The following is a 14,781-nucleotide window of genomic DNA, read 5'->3' on the forward strand; positions in this document are numbered from 1 at the left end:
TTTAAGTAAATGAAAGAAGGTGTACTTTATTCGGAAAATCAATATTTAGGTCGTGACCGTGTTTGGATAAGCGTGCGTCTAGTGCTCGTACTTTTTTGTTTCACAGCATTTTATTTGAATTTAGACCATTTGATATCGAGTCAATTGTTCTTTATCGTAGGAGTAGGTATTATCATCACGTCCATTGTCATGATGTATATGGTATTATTCCGTACGGAAGTATTTCAAGACCATATACTGATTAGTGGACTATGGTCTACTCGTGTCGTCAAAATCGATCTTGCCTCTATTACAAAAATAGAAAAGGCGCCTTATAGCACATTCTTTTTCAATAATCCGGTTTATAATCTGCATACAAAAGGAAAGATTAAATTCTTTGCTGGTGGCAAAAATGCTGTTTTTTTAACAGATAAAGATGGTCTTACTTACGTATTGGGAACACAGCGCCAGGAAGAGCTCTATCGAATAATTATGGAAACAAAAGGGCGATTAGGAAAGTCTTAAAATTTGTTAATAAATTCTTATCTGACATTTTAAAGACAACAGTTTATCGAGTTATTGGTTAAATTTGAGAAAATAGCAACGAATTAACTATGGCATTTTTAAAATTTATACTTATTGCATTCGCTGTTTACTTTGTAGTAAGATTCTTATTTAGATTATTTTTACCATTTGCAATGCGTAAGGCAGCTGAAAAGTTGATGAAAAAAGCGCAGCAGCAGGGTGGAGCATACGGTAGCCAAGGATCAGGCGCTACATTTTATTATGAATTTAATGGTCAAGGACAACAGGAAAGTAAAAGGTCTCAGCCCGAAGGGAAGGTACATGTTGATTACATTCCACCGAAGGATGGCCCTGAACGTAAAGGGACTGAAACAGCTGGTGAGTTTGTGGATTTTGAGGAAATAAAATAATTTTTAGCAACCCAAATAGCGTATCTTTGTGCTATGTGGCTGAAGCAACTTTCTGTTCTGAATTTCAAGAATTACTCGGAATCATCTTTGGAATTTCTTCCCGAGGTAAATGCGTTTACAGGGAATAATGGTGTTGGTAAAACCAATCTTTTGGATGCGATTCACTATTTATCACTCTGTAAAAGTTATTTCAATCCAATTGATTCGCAGCATATCAAATCAGGTAATGACTGGTTTATGGTACAGGGTGAGTTTGATAAAGAATCAATCAGTGATTTCATTTCTTGTAGCCTTAAGAAAAATCAGAAAAAGCAGTTTAAAAAAAATAAAAAGGATTATCCCCGACTCGCTGACCATATCGGCTTATTTCCTTTGGTCATGATATCCCCCAATGATAGCATCATCGTAACAGATGGGAGTGAAGAGCGCAGAAAGTTTGTCGATAATGTGATTTCCCAGACAGATAATAAATATTTAGATACCCTAATTATTTATAATAAGTTTTTAGCCCAACGTAATAGTCTCCTTAAACAAGCGCGTCAAACCAGTGTATTGGATCTAGGCCTAATCGAAATTCTCAATTTTCAACTTGAAGAAGTAGGAAATATTATTTTCCAGAAAAGAAGGTCTTTTATGGAGGAATTTCAGCCAGAGTTTGATCGACACTATCAGTTCCTTACCGAGGATGCAGAGTCTGTTCACTTACACTATGAATCGCCTTTAATGGCTGATTCTTTTCTAAATATTTTGGAGAAGAATTTGGAACGTGACCGTATTCTGGAACGCACAACTCAGGGAATACATAAAGATGATCTGATCTTTACCATTCACGGCGGAATGCCCTTAAAAAAGTTTGGCTCCCAGGGCCAACAAAAATCTTTTCTAATTGCACTGAAGCTTGCGCAATATTCTTATCTACAACAGAAAAAAGGTTTTAAGCCTTTACTTCTTTTGGATGACATCTTTGATAAACTTGATGATCGCCGTACACATAAATTGATGCAGATGGTTTCAGAAGATGATTTTGGACAGATTTTCCTGACGGATACAGATTCCATGAGAATTCAGCGAATCTTTGACGAAATCAGCCGCCCTGTTCGTATATTTGATATTGAAGGAGGACAAGTCAATGTATAAGAAGCAAACTAAAAAAAGCCTAGAATTCATTCGGTCAAGCGACGATATGACGATTAAAGAGGGGGTTGAGCGTCTTTTGGAGGCTTATAAGCTACGAAGGAAATTTGATGAAACTTCGATCGCATCTGTTTGGCCTCAATTAATTGGTAAGGCTATTGCTAATCGTACACAGCAGCTATATGTTCGTGATAAAAAACTGTTCGTACGGGTAGAGTCTGCTGTTATTAAGAATGAATTGGCGCTTATGCGAAGGCAAATTCTAGGAAGAGTAAATGAATATGTAGGTCACGTCATTATTGAAGAAGTCGTGATTTTATAAAACCTCCTTTCATGTTAGAGCAACTCTTTTAATATTTTTTTCCTATATCTGAGGCTAGTGCCTTAAAACTTTTCTCAAACTTCGAGCGTATTGAATTAAAATGAGTATTCTCATTGACGCGACAGCAGAAGAGGAATGGAGCCCAACTATCAAACAGTTTGAAAAGCAACCGGTCGGAAATGCACAGGTTAGATTTGTCCAAGGTGAATTGTTTTGGATTGTTTTTTCCTGGAAAACTACTTATAGAAACAAAGCGCAGAATTGACCTTTTCAACATAGCGATAAAAAGACGGATAGCATATAGTTCTTAACTTTCCACAGGGATCTGTTAGTATAGCTTTTTTATAAACACGCTTTTTAACAAATTTGTCGATGACCGCTAACTTATGCACATTTTTATGTGTATAACTACGTAGTTTTGCACATTTTGTCATTTTTTGGAAACCTTATACTTTGTGTTATTAACAATTTCATGTTGATAAGTGGTTACTTGTGCACATTTTATGTTGATACGCATAGGTCATTAAGCTACTTATTAACATTCTCTATGTTAATAAGTAGCTTGTTTTGTTAATAAGTATGTTAACGGGAGTAGTTTATGCACAAATTACCAACAATGACGCTGGGGAAAATTTTGCAAATAGGTCAGTATGTAGAATTTCTATTGAAAGTTGGTTTTTATAGGAATTGCTCCAAGTCACCTTTTCCTTCACGAATTACTTCAAAAGTTCCTTCTGTAAGATCAACCACGGTAGATGCGACATTATCGCCATAACCGCCATCTATAACAGCATCAACTAGATCTTCGTATTTTTCGTGAATTAATTCTGGATCGGTAGAATATTCAATAATTTCATCTTCATCGTGAATGGAGGCTGTCACAATAGGGTTGCCTAATTGTCTGACAATTTCACGAACAATATTATTGTCTGGAACACGGATACCCACGGTCTTCTTTTTGGAACTTAGGAGCTTAGGGACTTTAGTTGTTGCGTTAAAAATAAAAGTAAAGGGTCCTGGCAATGCTTTTTTCAATACACGGAATACGGAGGTATCGAAGGATTTTGTGTACTGCGAAATATCTGTTAAATCATAGCAGATAAATGATAGGTTCGCCTTTTCTGGTTTTAGCCCCCTAATTTCACATAAGCGTTCTATGGCTTTTTGTTGCGTGATATCACAGCCAATACCGTATACGGTATCGGTAGGGTAGATAATTACACCACCACGGCGAAGAATATCAACCGCCTGTTCTATTGCCCTGGGATTGGGGTTATCGTTATATATCTTAATGAGCATTTTTATTTTTGTTAAGCACCTGAATTAGGTCTAATCTCAGGCCCTATTGTAGGATGTCAATAGGGCAATGGTTATTATCTGCATTCAGATACACTATATATAAAAGAACAACAGCCAAAATATTTTGTTTTGGCTGTTGTTCTTTAGATTAAAATTCTGCGTTTTTCGGTGTGCGCGGAAATGGTATTACATCGCGGATATTTGTCATTCCGGTTGTGAATAATACCAAGCGCTCAAAGCCTACACCAAATCCTGAATGTGGGACTGAACCAAAGCGTCGTGTATCCAAGAACCACTCCATTTCTTCTGCAGGAATACCAACTTCAGCCATGCGATTGAGTAAGCGATCAAGATTTTCTTCACGTTGCGAACCACCGACCATTTCACCAATACCTGGAAAAAGAATGTCCATGGCACGGACTGTGTTTCTTCCTTGTGCATCCGGCTCATTTTGCTTCATATAAAAGGACTTGATTTCGCGTGGATAGTCTGTTAAGATAACAGGTTTTTTGAAGTGTTTTTCCACCAAATAACGTTCGTGTTCCGATTGTAAATCAGCTCCCCAGTCATCAATTAAATATTTGAATTGTTTCTTCTGGTTTGGTTTGCTACGCTTTAATATTTCAACGGCATCTGTATAGGTTACGCGTTCAAAATCGTTTGTTAAAACAAAGTTCAATTTCTCTACCAGGTTTAATTCTGACCGTTCCGCAGCTGGTTTCGATTTCTCTTCTTCCAATAAGCGATTTGTTAAGAACTCAATTTCTTCTGGACAAGTTTCCAAAGCGTATTTGATGACATATTTCAGCAAAGCTTCGGCCAGATCCATATTGTCTTCCAATTCATAGAAAGCCATTTCTGGTTCGATCATCCAAAATTCGGCTAAGTGACGTGTTGTATTTGAGTTTTCCGCTCTAAATGTAGGGCCGAACGTATAGATGTTTCCAAAGGCCATAGCGCCAAGCTCCCCTTCTAATTGGCCTGATACAGTAAGGTTCGTCGATTTCCCAAAGAAGTCTTCTTTGAAATCGATATCTCCATTTTCTTTACGTGGCGGGTTTTTTAAATCCAAGGTTGTAACCTGGAACATTTCTCCAGCACCTTCCGCATCCGAACCTGTGATGATTGGTGTATGCATGTAGACAAAGTCATTTTCCTGAAAAAACTTGTGTACTGCAAATGCTAAAGCATTACGCACTTTGAATACCGCATTGAATGTTCCGGTACGGAAACGCAAATGCGCAATTTCACGTAAAAATTCTAAGCTATGCTTTTTGGGCTGTAATGGATATTTTTCGGGATCAGAGTCGCCAATAATACTAACTTCTGTCGCTTTAACCTCAACTTTTTGCCCTTTACCCAGTGATTCTACCAATTGACCTTTTACGCGAACTGCTGCTCCAGTGGTGATCCGTTTTAAGATATCTTCAGGTGTATTTTCAAAATCGACTACTGCTTGAATATTATTGATTGACGAACCGTCATTGATTGCTATAAACTGATTGTTACGGAAAGTTCTTACCCAACCTTTAACAACGACCTCTTTGCCAAATTCTGTGGCATTCAATAGTTCCTTTATTCTTGTGTGTTCCATCTTAATTTTTGGAGATTGACTTGTAAAAGATGCTTTGTTAGAAAAGCAATACAAAAATAAGCTATTCTGTTGGTTTATTGGTTATAAATGTTGATTTAATTCACTTGAAGATGGTTCGTTAATGTGCAAAGGAAAAATATTTTCTGAAATAAAGATGGGTGAAAACGCAAAGCAGGGGAAACGACACATAGCTCACTTTGCTATGAAATATCGGATCGGTAGGAAGCGCTTTTTTTTCGTTATGGCGTACAGAAATAGCCGATAGAAACAAAAAAGCGCGGATTAGTTATAATCCGCGCTTTTTGTTATGATGATTAAAGGAACTAACCTTTTAATACTTTTGTTACCAATTCAGCAGCTTCTTTCAATAAGATTGCGGAATAAACTTGTAAACCGGACTCATCAATTAATTTTTTAGCCTCTTCAGCATTCGTACCTTGAAGGCGAACGATGATTGGAACAGGGATGTTACCGATTTCGCTGTAAGCATCAATTACACCTTGAGCAACACGGTCACAACGAACAATACCACCGAAGATATTAATTAAGATCGCTTTTACGTTAGGGTCCTTTAAGATGATATTGAAACCAGCCTTTACAGTTTCAGCGTTAGCAGTACCACCTACGTCCAAGAAATTTGCAGGTTCACCACCAGCTAATTTGATGATGTCCATTGTAGCCATTGCTAAACCAGCACCATTTACCATACAACCTACGTTACCATCTAATTTAACGTAGTTAAGGTTTGATTCACCAGCTTCAACTTCCGTCGGATCTTCTTCAGTTACGTCACGCATAGCAGCGTAATCTGGGTGACGGTACAAAGCGTTCTCATCAAGATTTACCTTCGCATCAACTGCTAAGATCTTGTCGTCTGAAGTTTTTAATACCGGATTGATCTCAAACATAGAAGAGTCTGTAGAATCGTATGCTTTGTAAAGAGCAGCAACAAATTTTACCATTTCTTTGTGTGCAGCACCAGAAAGACCAAGATTGAAAGCAATTTTACGTGCTTGGAATCCTTGTAAGCCTACTTTTGGATCGATTTCTTCTTTGAAAATCAAGTGTGGTGTTTTTTCTGCAACTTCTTCGATATCCATACCACCTTCTGTAGAGTACATAACGATGTTACGTCCTTTAGCACGGTCTAATAATACAGACATGTAGAATTCTTTTGTTTCGCTCTCGCCTGGATAATAAACGTCTTGAGCTACCAAAACTTTGTTTACTTTTTTACCTTCAGGTCCAGTTTGAGGCGTTACTAATTGCATGCCAATGATGTCAGTTGCTCTTTGTTTGACTTCATCTAAGTTCTTAGCCAACTTGACACCACCACCTTTACCACGGCCACCAGCGTGAATTTGAGCTTTAACAACAACCCAATCAGAATTGTAGTCTTCTTTCATTTTTTTGGCCGCTTCCACAGCTTGCTCTGGAGTATCTGCTACGATACCTTCCTGTACGCGCACACCAAAGCTCTTTAGTATTTGCTTTCCTTGATATTCGTGAATGTTCATTTGCAAAAATATTTGGCGTAAAAATATAATTTTTTGGGGGATAAGACAAGGGATAAGTTGCTCTTTTATCTATTTTTTGACATTTAGACAAAATAAAATGGCTGGAATAGAGAAATAACAGCTTATTTATTCAAACTCGTGGTATCGTAAATTTATTTATCTTTGTCCTATGATGTTACATGCCAAAGGAATTCACAAAGCTTATGGATCATTACCAATTTTGAAAGGTGTTGATATCGCTGTTGAAAAAGGGGAAATCGTCAGTATTGTTGGTGCCTCAGGAGCTGGAAAAAGTACACTGTTGCATATTATTGGTACCTTGGATAAGCCTGATCAGGGGACAGTTTTCATCAATGGTGTTGATGTTCAAAAATTGAATGCTAAAAAGCTCAGTGCTTTCCGTAATGAACATATTGGTTTTGTTTTTCAATTTCACCATTTGCTGCCTGAATTTACGGCCTTGGAAAACGTATGTATTCCAGCTTTTATTCAGGGAAAAGGGAGATCCGAGGCGGAAGCTAAAGCAAGAGAATTGCTGGAATTATTGGGGGTTTCTCATCGTATTGACCACAAGCCCGCTGAAATGTCTGGCGGCGAACAACAACGCGTTTCTGTGGCGCGCGCTTTGATCAATGATCCTTCCATTATTTTGGCCGATGAACCTTCGGGTAATCTTGACTCAGAGAACGCGGCAGCTTTACATCAATTGTTTTTTGATCTTAGACATAAATTTCAACAGACATTTATTATCGTTACTCATAATGAGGAGCTTGCCCGAATTTCGGATCGAACGATTCATATGCGCGATGGGTTAGTCGTGTAAAAGTAATCGGGATTATAATTATATTTTTAATGAAGAAAATACTCATAACTTTCGGGACCAGACCTTTGGCGATGCGTATCGCTAAAAGACTTGGGACTGATTTCGAAATATTATATGCAAGTTCAGAAGATATTCCCGAATTGCTTTTAGCCTCAGGGAAATATGCTAAAATTCCAAAAGGTCTTCTTCCTACTTTTGCGCATGAGATACTCAAATTAAGTTTAGACCAAGAGGTTGATTATGTGTTGCCTCTGGGTGGTTTTGAGCTGGAGCCATTGTCCACTGCCAAGGTTTTATTTGAGGAATATCAGATCTCCGTTCTTGTCCCCGATAAACAGCAGCTTGAAACTATTCCTGTTATGGAAAATCCACCTGCTGAATTGCCTTATAAACTCCTTTCGAAGGGGAACAATTTATTGGATTCGACGAGATTTGACAGGCCATTGGATGGATTGTTTGTCACTTCGGATTCAGGCGAGGACTTAGCGCTAATTTGTGTGTCCAAATAGAATCTTATTGTTGTGGCCAGTGTCATTAAGGTTTTAACGATGTCGACACAACCCTTAATTTTAAGCTTTTACTTATCATGATGTTTCCAGAAGATAAAAAGGTATATGTTTTTGAATTGGATGATGTTGTTTTTCCTAAAAAGGATTACTTACTTCAAGTATATTATCTTTTTGCTAGTTTTATAGAATTTACAGAGACTGTTCCTGCGCAAGCAGATTTGGTTCAATTTATGAAAAATCACCTTGAGCATCAAGGTGAGTATTTATTGTTCGAACATGCGCAGCAAACTTTTGGATTTGATCCAAAATATAAAGAGAATTTTGAGCGGCTTCATGTCAATGCAATTTTGCCGCTACGGTTACATTTGTTTGATCATATTAATACGCTGTTTAAGCAATTAAAAGCGGCAGATAAACATGTATGTATTTTGACGAAAGGAAATCCGCTAGAACAACTCAATAAAGTTAAATTTGTGGATTGGGGTGAATATGGGGATGATATAAAGGTTTATTTTAAAGATGAACTTGTTTTTAGGGAAATTGATCCATTGGAGTTCCTCGCCAAGGAGTTTACCGTTGAAACGGCTGCAATTCAATTTGTAGACTAAGTTTACAGTCAGTATCTTTGTTGAATCTACCAACAATAATTGCCATTAAAGTCGTTGTCGATATTGTTGAGAAAAAATTATGATTAGGGATATAAAAGCCCTATTTTTATATAAAGCCCTTGGATTTATGAATAAAGTGAACAAGCCTGCCACGATTAAAGAAATTGCCAAGAAGCTCAAAATCAGTCCTTCGACAGTTTCTAGAGCATTGAATGATCACCCAAGTATTGGACTGGTAACAACAATGCGGGTTAAAAAAATGGCCGAAGAATTGAATTATGAACCCAATCAGACGGCTATATTCTTCAAGCAGCGTAAAACTTTTACGATTGCTGTAATCTTACCGAGTTTGTCTGAACCGTTTTTTTCTTTCGCCATTAGTGAAATTGAAAATGTTGCATCAGAACACCGATATACAGTTCTGATGGGGCAATCCTTGGATGATCCTGATCGGGAAGAGCAAATTTTAAAAACATTTAAAAACCATCGTGTTGACGGGATTTTAATGTCTATAGGTAAAAAGACGACCAATTTGGAATTTATTGAGAAATTGGAATCGTCCGGTATCCCGATTGTTTTCTTTGACTGTGTGCCTAGTTTACCCAATATCAATAAAGTACAAAGTGATCTTTCTACGGGTATGAACGAAGCTGTGGACGCCTTCGTAGCCCGTGGACACAAAGTTATCGCGCTTGTAAATGGGCCGAAAACACTGCCCGCTAGTGAAGACAGAAAAGTAGCTTACCTATCGGCAATGAAAAGGAATGGGATGGATATTCTGGAGAAGAATATCATCGAAACGGATTTGAGTACGGAAGGAAACGAGAAAGCGATGGATCATATATTCGCGATGTCTGAGCGGCCTTCAGCCATTATATCTTTTAATGACTTTGTTACACTTGATTTGATGAAAGCAGCCAGACAAAAGGGGCTTGTCTTAAATCAAGATATTTTCTTTATTAGTTATGCCAACTATCCGTTATGGCAATATATGGAAAATCCGCCAATGGGACGCATAGAGCAATTTCCAGGCATGCAAGCGCGTAAAGCTGCTGAAATCTTATTTGAACGCATTGACAATACCGAAATTGTCGATCAACAGATCGTCTTTAAGTCACGATTGGTTATGTAATCGCTATTATCCATTCGGCAATAAAACTAAAAAGGGGAAANNTTTCCCCTTTTTAGTTTTATTTTTTTTAATACTACAAGTGGATCACTTCACCGTAAGCATCAGCACAAGCTTCCATAATCGCTTCACTCATTGTTGGGTGAGGATGGATCGTTTTAATCATTTCATGACCTGTTGTTTCCAATTTGCGGGCAACAACAACTTCTGCAATCATCTCGGTCACATTGGCTCCGATAAGGTGTGCGCCTAGAAACTCACCATATTTAGCGTCAAAGATAACTTTAACAAAGCCATCTTTCGCACCAGCAGCTGAAGCTTTTCCTGAAGCTGAGAATGGGAATTTACCAACTTTAATTTCATAGCCGGCTTCTTTTGCCGCTTTCTCGGTATAACCTACAGAAGCAATTTCTGGGGAGCAATAGGTACAGCCTGGGATATTATTGTAGTCAATAGGTTCAACATGTAGCCCTTTGATTTTTTCAACACATGTGATCCCTTCTGCTGAGGCAACGTGAGCCAGGGCTTGGCCTTTAACGATGTCACCGATAGCATATACACCTTCGATGTTTGTTTTGTAGAAATCATCTACAACAACACGGCCGCGATCAGTTTTTACACCAACCTCTTCCAAGCCGATATTTTCGATATTTGGAGCGATACCAACAGCCGATAATACAATCTCTGCTTCGATAACTTCAATACCTTTTTCTGTTTTGATTGAAACTTTGCTCAACTCACCTGTTGTGTCAACGGATTGAACTTCAGATTTCGTTAAGATGGTGATACCTTGTTTCTTTAAGCTTTTCTCTAATTGTTTTGAAATTTCTTCATCTTCAACAGGAACGATTCTATCCATAAACTCTACGATCGTTACCTTTGTTCCGATTGCATTATAGAAATAAGCGAATTCAACACCGATTGCACCGGAGCCAACAACAACTAAAGACTTTGGTTGCTTAGGAAGTGTCATTGCCTGACGGTAACCGATGATTTTTTTACCATCTTGCGGTAAATTAGGCAATTCACGTGAACGTGCACCAGTCGCTAGGATGGTATGTTTTGCCGAATATTCTTTAGTAGAACCGTCTGCTCCTTTCACATCGATTTTACCACCTTTTTTAATTTTTGCAGTTCCATTGATGACGTCGATTTTATTCTTTTTCATCAAGAACTGAATACCTTTACTCATTCCTTCAGCAACCCCGCGACTTCTTTTGACAATAGCGTCAAAATCAGCCTCACCACCTTGAACATTGATGCCGTAATCAGCGGCATGGTTTAAATATTCAAATACCTGAGCACTTTTCAATAATGCTTTTGTAGGGATACAGCCCCAGTTTAGACAGATTCCGCCTAATGATTCGCGTTCAATAATCGCTGTTTTGAACCCTAACTGAGCGGCTCTAATGGCAGCAACATACCCGCCTGGACCACTACCGATTACAATGATGTCGTAATTCATATAAATAAATATTCTGTAGTTGAGTGTTATAGCTTCAAATGACAAAATATGTGAAGCATATATTCATTCAAAAGTACGCATTTTTTCTGATGAATATGAACTATTTATTGTAAAATTGGCGGTTTCTGATAAAACACTGTCGCTGTTTCTAGCTGAATGTCACATCCTGGTCAAAGGGGGAAAAATAATAGCTAAAGCGTTTTTAGTGTCTTATTTTTGAAGTTCACAATACACAGTTTATCATTATGTTAAGAATATTCAGACAGATCGCCTTGTGGGAAGCTATCTCCACCATTTGCTTGTTTTTTATTGCTATGCCCTTGAAGTATTTTGCGGGAATCCCCGAAGCTGTCAAAATAGCCGGTTCCATTCATGGCTTCTTTGTTGTTATTTTTGTGGTTATGCTGATTATGTCAACAGTAGAATACAAGTGGCCTATATTAAAAGCGGTAAAATATTTCTTAGCATCCTTGATCCCTATTTTTGGCTTTTGGGTGGAATTGGACCTTAAAAAAGAAATCGAAGGAAAAAGACAGAAGTCATAGTGTTTGTATAAAAATTCAAATGCATGATTTTTATAAAGGTTCAGGAAGAGGTAAGAGAAGGAATTGGATTGCGAATAGACCAGAGGAATCGCCTGTATTCAATGGACGAATACTTGTGTCCCTCTCCTTTGCGGGAGATATCAATTAATAAGAACAGGAGAGAGATGTTTAATCCTCTCTACCTGTCTTCTCAATACCCATATACGCATAGGTAATGCTATCCCTTCCGTGGGGAGCAGGATTACCTTCTTCATCCAGGTTTACAAAGACCAATTTATCGATTGATAGAATTGTTTTTCTGGATATTTTATTGCGGACCTCGCAGCGCATCGTTAACGATGTTGTTCCAAAATTGATCGCTTCAATACCCAGTTCAAGTATATCGCCTTGTTTGGCTGAGCTTACAAAGTTAATTTCTGAAATAAATTTCGTAACCACTTTGGGGTTTCCTAATTGAACGATAGCATAAATGACCGCTTCTTCATCAATCCATCGCAGGAGTGTTCCGCCAAATAATGTTCCATTGGGATTTAGGTCTTCGGGTTTGACCCACTTTCTTGTGTAAAAATTCATCGTGTTTAGGTAGTTAAGAGAAAGGGGAAAAGTTTCCTTTTCCCCTTACGTTTCGATATTTATCGCCTAAGCGTGTATTGCTCTATTTGCTGTAGCTGCTAGCGCCGCCTCTTTGATTGCTTCCGTGTAGGTTGGGTGTGCGTGGCAAATACGTGCGATATCTTCTGCAGATGCACGGTATTCCATAGCTACGGTTGCCTCACCAATCATATCTGCTGCACGAGGACCGATCATATGTACACCTAATACTTCGTCAGTTGTCGCGTCTGCCAGTACTTTTACAAAACCGTCGGTGTCACCCGATGCTTTTGCACGACCAGAAGCTTTGAAAGAGAATGATCCAGCTTTGTATTTTACACCAGCCTCTTTAAGTTGTTCTTCCGTCTTGCCAACAGAAGCAACTTCAGGCCAAGTATAAACAACACCTGGAATCAAATTATAATCAATATGTGGTTTTTGACCTGCGATATATTCTGCAACATATACACCTTCGTCCTCAGCTTTGTGTGCTAACATTGCTCCAGTGATCACATCACCAATTGCAAATACACCTTGCACTGCTGTTTCCAGATGGGCATTAACGGGGATTTTCTTACCTCTTTCTTCTACTGTGATGCCGATATTTTCTAATCCTAAACCTTCAGAATACGCGGTACGACCAACGGCTACGATACAGTAGTCGCCTTCTAAAGTTACTTCTTGTCCTTTTGGATCTTCAGCAGTTACTTTTACAACTTTACCTTTCGCGGAAGCTCCAGTCACTTTATGACCTAAATAGAACTCCATGCCCAATGATTTTTTCAAAACACGTTGTAGTTCTTTTCCTAAGCCACCATCCATTGTACCGATGATAGATTTTGCAAATTCAACAACAGATACTTTTGAACCCAAACGCGCATAAACTGAACCGAGTTCCAAACCGATAACACCACCACCAATGACAATAAGGTGTTTTGGTATCTCTTTTAGATTAAGTGCTTCGGTTGAGGTAATGATTCTTTTTTTATCAACAGGTAAGAAAGGCAATGAAGTCGGTTTCGATCCCGTTGCGATAATTACATTTTTAGCAGTGATCTGCTCTGTAGAACCATCTGCTTTCGTTATTTTGATGGTGTTTTTGTCCACAAATGAACCCACACCCTGAAAACTGTCAATTTTATTCTTCTTAAATAAGAAGGTGATACCGGCAGTATTTTGGGCAATGACATCGTCTTTACGAGCAATCATCTTTGCCATGTCTACTTTCAGATCTTTCAAACTGATGCCAAATGCATCAAAATTGTGCGCAGCATTGTGGTAATGCTCCGAAGAATCTAAAAGCGCTTTTGAAGGAATACATCCAACGTTAAGACAAGTACCACCAAATGTGCTATATTTTTCAATAACAGCTGTTTTTAATCCTAATTGGGCACAACGGATAGCTCCTACATATCCGCCTGGACCACTTCCGATTACAATTACGTCGTATTGCATTGATTACGTTTTATTTTTTTGTAGCACAAATTTAATGATTATTAATGGGATAGGAAATCAAAACTTACGATTTGTGACCAAAGACCCTTACTTTACATTTTTTTGATAAAAGAATGGAAATTATGCACCTTGGGGAGGAACGGGGCGGTGCTTATAAAGGGGATAAATCTAAAAAAGGATATTCAAAATATGAATATCCTTTTTTTACTTATTTGTTATTCTGCAACAATTTTTCCTTGCATAACACCATAGTGACCAGGGAAGCTACAAATAAACGTATAAACTCCTTTTTCAAGTGTAAATGTGATTTTATCAGTTTCTCCAGGTCCCAATAATTTGGTGTGCGAAACAATTGAAGATAAAGCTGATTTTGGAATATATTCGTCTGCAGCAGCTGCAGCAGCCTCAGCACCAAAAGTTGGAAGATCAACACCTGGTTTTAGGATAACGACGTTATGTCCCATGGACTCTTTCGGCATAGTACCTGCATTTTTGAAAGATAATTCTACTGGTTCACCCGCTTTTACACGGAAAAGATCCTTATTATATTTCATTTGATCGTTACCTTCTAAAGATAAGCTGTTGGAAATAGCTACGTTTTCAATACCAGGCACTGTTTCTGTTGCTTGGCTTTCGGTTGAAGTTGTCGCTTCTGTACCAGTTGATTTTTCAGACTTGTCACTGTTTCCACCACAAGATGCAATTGATAAAGCAACTGCAACTGCTGGTATCATAAAAAGTTTTTTCATTTGAATGATTGTTTGTTTATCTTTTATTTATTGTAGGCATTTCCGCAGCCTCTAGCGGTTTAGTGATGAAGTTATGACGAACTTGATTCCTTTCTGGATGTGCGTTCTTGAGAAATAACATCAAAAC

Annotated in this window: 18 protein-coding genes; 11 read left to right on the plus strand and 7 right to left on the minus strand. The window is 38.2% G+C overall.

Going from position 1 to position 14,781, the window contains the following annotated elements; genetic code table 11:
• Positions 1-9 precede the first annotated feature (9 nt).
• The 5 genes from B3600_RS05280 (at position 10) to B3600_RS05300 (ending at position 2,635) form a co-directional block, all read left to right on the plus strand.
• Positions 10-504 carry a hypothetical protein gene (locus tag B3600_RS05280; protein ID WP_070560665.1) on the plus strand — a complete coding sequence of 165 codons (495 nt, stop codon included), beginning with the start codon at positions 10-12 and terminating at the stop codon, positions 502-504.
• A gap of 89 nt (positions 505-593) precedes the next feature.
• Positions 594-914, plus strand: coding sequence for a DUF4834 family protein (locus tag B3600_RS05285; RefSeq protein ID WP_286752330.1), 321 nt, complete (start codon positions 594-596; stop codon positions 912-914).
• 33 nt (positions 915-947) lie between these two features.
• Positions 948-2,051: a DNA replication/repair protein RecF gene (gene recF, locus B3600_RS05290; RefSeq protein WP_070560661.1), complete on the plus strand. Its 1,104-nt coding sequence runs from the start codon at positions 948-950 to the stop codon at positions 2,049-2,051.
• A complete protein-coding gene (locus B3600_RS05295; RefSeq protein WP_070560660.1) occupies positions 2,044-2,370 on the plus strand; it encodes a DUF721 domain-containing protein in 327 nt (108 codons plus the stop codon). The genes recF and B3600_RS05295 overlap by 8 nt, the downstream gene beginning before the upstream one ends.
• A gap of 100 nt (positions 2,371-2,470) precedes the next feature.
• Positions 2,471-2,635: a hypothetical protein gene (locus B3600_RS05300; RefSeq protein ID WP_286710135.1), complete on the plus strand. Its 165-nt coding sequence runs from the start codon at positions 2,471-2,473 to the stop codon at positions 2,633-2,635.
• A gap of 413 nt (positions 2,636-3,048) precedes the next feature.
• On the opposite strand, the gene B3600_RS05305 is transcribed toward B3600_RS05300, so the two are convergent.
• The 3 genes from B3600_RS05305 to sucC all read right to left on the minus strand — a co-directional run bounded on the left by B3600_RS05305 (position 3,049) and on the right by sucC (position 6,780).
• Positions 3,049-3,669 (minus strand): L-threonylcarbamoyladenylate synthase, encoded by a 621-nt coding sequence (locus tag B3600_RS05305; protein ID WP_070560659.1) that lies wholly within the window; start codon positions 3,667-3,669, stop codon positions 3,049-3,051.
• A 148-nt stretch (positions 3,670-3,817) separates the two neighbouring features.
• Positions 3,818-5,263, minus strand: a complete 1,446-nt coding sequence (gene asnS / locus B3600_RS05310; protein ID WP_286752331.1) for an asparagine--tRNA ligase — start codon at positions 5,261-5,263, stop codon at positions 3,818-3,820.
• A gap of 323 nt (positions 5,264-5,586) precedes the next feature.
• Positions 5,587-6,780 carry an ADP-forming succinate--CoA ligase subunit beta gene (gene sucC, locus B3600_RS05315; protein ID WP_046674091.1) on the minus strand — a complete coding sequence of 398 codons (1,194 nt, stop codon included), beginning with the start codon at positions 6,778-6,780 and terminating at the stop codon, positions 5,587-5,589.
• A gap of 172 nt (positions 6,781-6,952) precedes the next feature.
• Between sucC and B3600_RS05320 the strand changes: the two genes are divergently transcribed.
• From B3600_RS05320 to B3600_RS05335, 4 genes are all read left to right on the plus strand, one after another.
• Positions 6,953-7,603, plus strand: coding sequence for an ABC transporter ATP-binding protein (locus B3600_RS05320; protein ID WP_172462322.1), 651 nt, complete (start codon positions 6,953-6,955; stop codon positions 7,601-7,603).
• A gap of 29 nt (positions 7,604-7,632) precedes the next feature.
• A complete protein-coding gene (locus B3600_RS05325; protein WP_070560653.1) occupies positions 7,633-8,112 on the plus strand; it encodes a hypothetical protein in 480 nt (159 codons plus the stop codon).
• Positions 8,113-8,189: 77 nt separating this feature from the next.
• Positions 8,190-8,720, plus strand: a complete 531-nt coding sequence (locus B3600_RS05330; protein WP_070560652.1) for a hypothetical protein — start codon at positions 8,190-8,192, stop codon at positions 8,718-8,720.
• 127 nt (positions 8,721-8,847) lie between these two features.
• Entirely contained in the window at positions 8,848-9,852 is a 1,005-nt protein-coding gene (locus tag B3600_RS05335; RefSeq protein ID WP_070560710.1) for a LacI family DNA-binding transcriptional regulator, read from the plus strand.
• Between the two features lie 73 nt (positions 9,853-9,925).
• Here B3600_RS05335 and lpdA (B3600_RS05340) read toward each other — a convergent pair whose 3' ends face one another.
• A complete protein-coding gene (gene lpdA, locus B3600_RS05340; RefSeq protein WP_070560650.1) occupies positions 9,926-11,314 on the minus strand; it encodes a dihydrolipoyl dehydrogenase in 1,389 nt (462 codons plus the stop codon).
• A gap of 245 nt (positions 11,315-11,559) precedes the next feature.
• Between lpdA (B3600_RS05340) and B3600_RS05345 the strand changes: the two genes are divergently transcribed.
• Entirely contained in the window at positions 11,560-11,859 is a 300-nt protein-coding gene (locus tag B3600_RS05345) for a DUF3817 domain-containing protein (protein ID WP_046674086.1), read from the plus strand.
• Between the two features lie 19 nt (positions 11,860-11,878).
• The gene (locus B3600_RS05350) at positions 11,879-12,007 is read left to right on the plus strand and encodes a hypothetical protein (RefSeq protein ID WP_286752332.1); all 129 of its coding nucleotides are present in this window, start codon (positions 11,879-11,881) and stop codon (positions 12,005-12,007) included.
• Positions 12,008-12,027: 20 nt separating this feature from the next.
• On the opposite strand, the gene B3600_RS05355 is transcribed toward B3600_RS05350, so the two are convergent.
• From B3600_RS05355 to B3600_RS05365, 3 genes are all read right to left on the minus strand, one after another.
• Positions 12,028-12,432: an acyl-CoA thioesterase gene (locus tag B3600_RS05355; RefSeq protein ID WP_046674085.1), complete on the minus strand. Its 405-nt coding sequence runs from the start codon at positions 12,430-12,432 to the stop codon at positions 12,028-12,030.
• Positions 12,433-12,498: 66 nt separating this feature from the next.
• On the minus strand, positions 12,499-13,905 hold the full coding sequence (lpdA, locus tag B3600_RS05360; RefSeq protein WP_070560648.1) for a dihydrolipoyl dehydrogenase: 1,407 nt from the start codon (positions 13,903-13,905) through the stop codon (positions 12,499-12,501).
• Between the two features lie 215 nt (positions 13,906-14,120).
• Entirely contained in the window at positions 14,121-14,654 is a 534-nt protein-coding gene (locus B3600_RS05365) for a plastocyanin/azurin family copper-binding protein (protein WP_070562060.1), read from the minus strand.
• Positions 14,655-14,781 lie beyond the last annotated feature (127 nt).

The sequence above is a fragment of the Sphingobacterium sp. UBA2480 genome, assembly GCF_002341965.1.
Classification (GTDB): Bacteria; Bacteroidota; Bacteroidia; order Sphingobacteriales; family Sphingobacteriaceae; genus Sphingobacterium; species Sphingobacterium multivorum.

What these genes read in the sequence shown, in the direction of transcription:
- B3600_RS05280 (WP_070560665.1), top strand. Translation starts at nt 10, where the DNA reads ATGAAAGAAGGTGTACTTTATTCGGAAAATCAATATTTAGGTCGTGAC.
- B3600_RS05285 (WP_286752330.1), top strand. Translation starts at nt 594, where the DNA reads ATGGCATTTTTAAAATTTATACTTATTGCATTCGCTGTTTACTTTGTA.
- recF (WP_070560661.1), top strand. Translation starts at nt 948, where the DNA reads ATGTGGCTGAAGCAACTTTCTGTTCTGAATTTCAAGAATTACTCGGAA.
- B3600_RS05295 (WP_070560660.1), top strand. Translation starts at nt 2,044, where the DNA reads ATGTATAAGAAGCAAACTAAAAAAAGCCTAGAATTCATTCGGTCAAGC.
- B3600_RS05300 (WP_286710135.1), top strand. Translation starts at nt 2,471, where the DNA reads ATGAGTATTCTCATTGACGCGACAGCAGAAGAGGAATGGAGCCCAACT.
- B3600_RS05305 (WP_070560659.1), bottom strand. Translation starts at nt 3,669, where the DNA reads ATGCTCATTAAGATATATAACGATAACCCCAATCCCAGGGCAATAGAA.
- asnS (WP_286752331.1), bottom strand. Translation starts at nt 5,263, where the DNA reads ATGGAACACACAAGAATAAAGGAACTATTGAATGCCACAGAATTTGGC.
- sucC (WP_046674091.1), bottom strand. Translation starts at nt 6,780, where the DNA reads ATGAACATTCACGAATATCAAGGAAAGCAAATACTAAAGAGCTTTGGT.
- B3600_RS05320 (WP_172462322.1), top strand. Translation starts at nt 6,953, where the DNA reads ATGTTACATGCCAAAGGAATTCACAAAGCTTATGGATCATTACCAATT.
- B3600_RS05325 (WP_070560653.1), top strand. Translation starts at nt 7,633, where the DNA reads ATGAAGAAAATACTCATAACTTTCGGGACCAGACCTTTGGCGATGCGT.
- B3600_RS05330 (WP_070560652.1), top strand. Translation starts at nt 8,190, where the DNA reads ATGATGTTTCCAGAAGATAAAAAGGTATATGTTTTTGAATTGGATGAT.
- B3600_RS05335 (WP_070560710.1), top strand. Translation starts at nt 8,848, where the DNA reads ATGAATAAAGTGAACAAGCCTGCCACGATTAAAGAAATTGCCAAGAAG.
- lpdA (WP_070560650.1), bottom strand. Translation starts at nt 11,314, where the DNA reads ATGAATTACGACATCATTGTAATCGGTAGTGGTCCAGGCGGGTATGTT.
- B3600_RS05345 (WP_046674086.1), top strand. Translation starts at nt 11,560, where the DNA reads ATGTTAAGAATATTCAGACAGATCGCCTTGTGGGAAGCTATCTCCACC.
- B3600_RS05350 (WP_286752332.1), top strand. Translation starts at nt 11,879, where the DNA reads ATGCATGATTTTTATAAAGGTTCAGGAAGAGGTAAGAGAAGGAATTGG.
- B3600_RS05355 (WP_046674085.1), bottom strand. Translation starts at nt 12,432, where the DNA reads ATGAATTTTTACACAAGAAAGTGGGTCAAACCCGAAGACCTAAATCCC.
- lpdA (WP_070560648.1), bottom strand. Translation starts at nt 13,905, where the DNA reads ATGCAATACGACGTAATTGTAATCGGAAGTGGTCCAGGCGGATATGTA.
- B3600_RS05365 (WP_070562060.1), bottom strand. Translation starts at nt 14,654, where the DNA reads ATGAAAAAACTTTTTATGATACCAGCAGTTGCAGTTGCTTTATCAATT.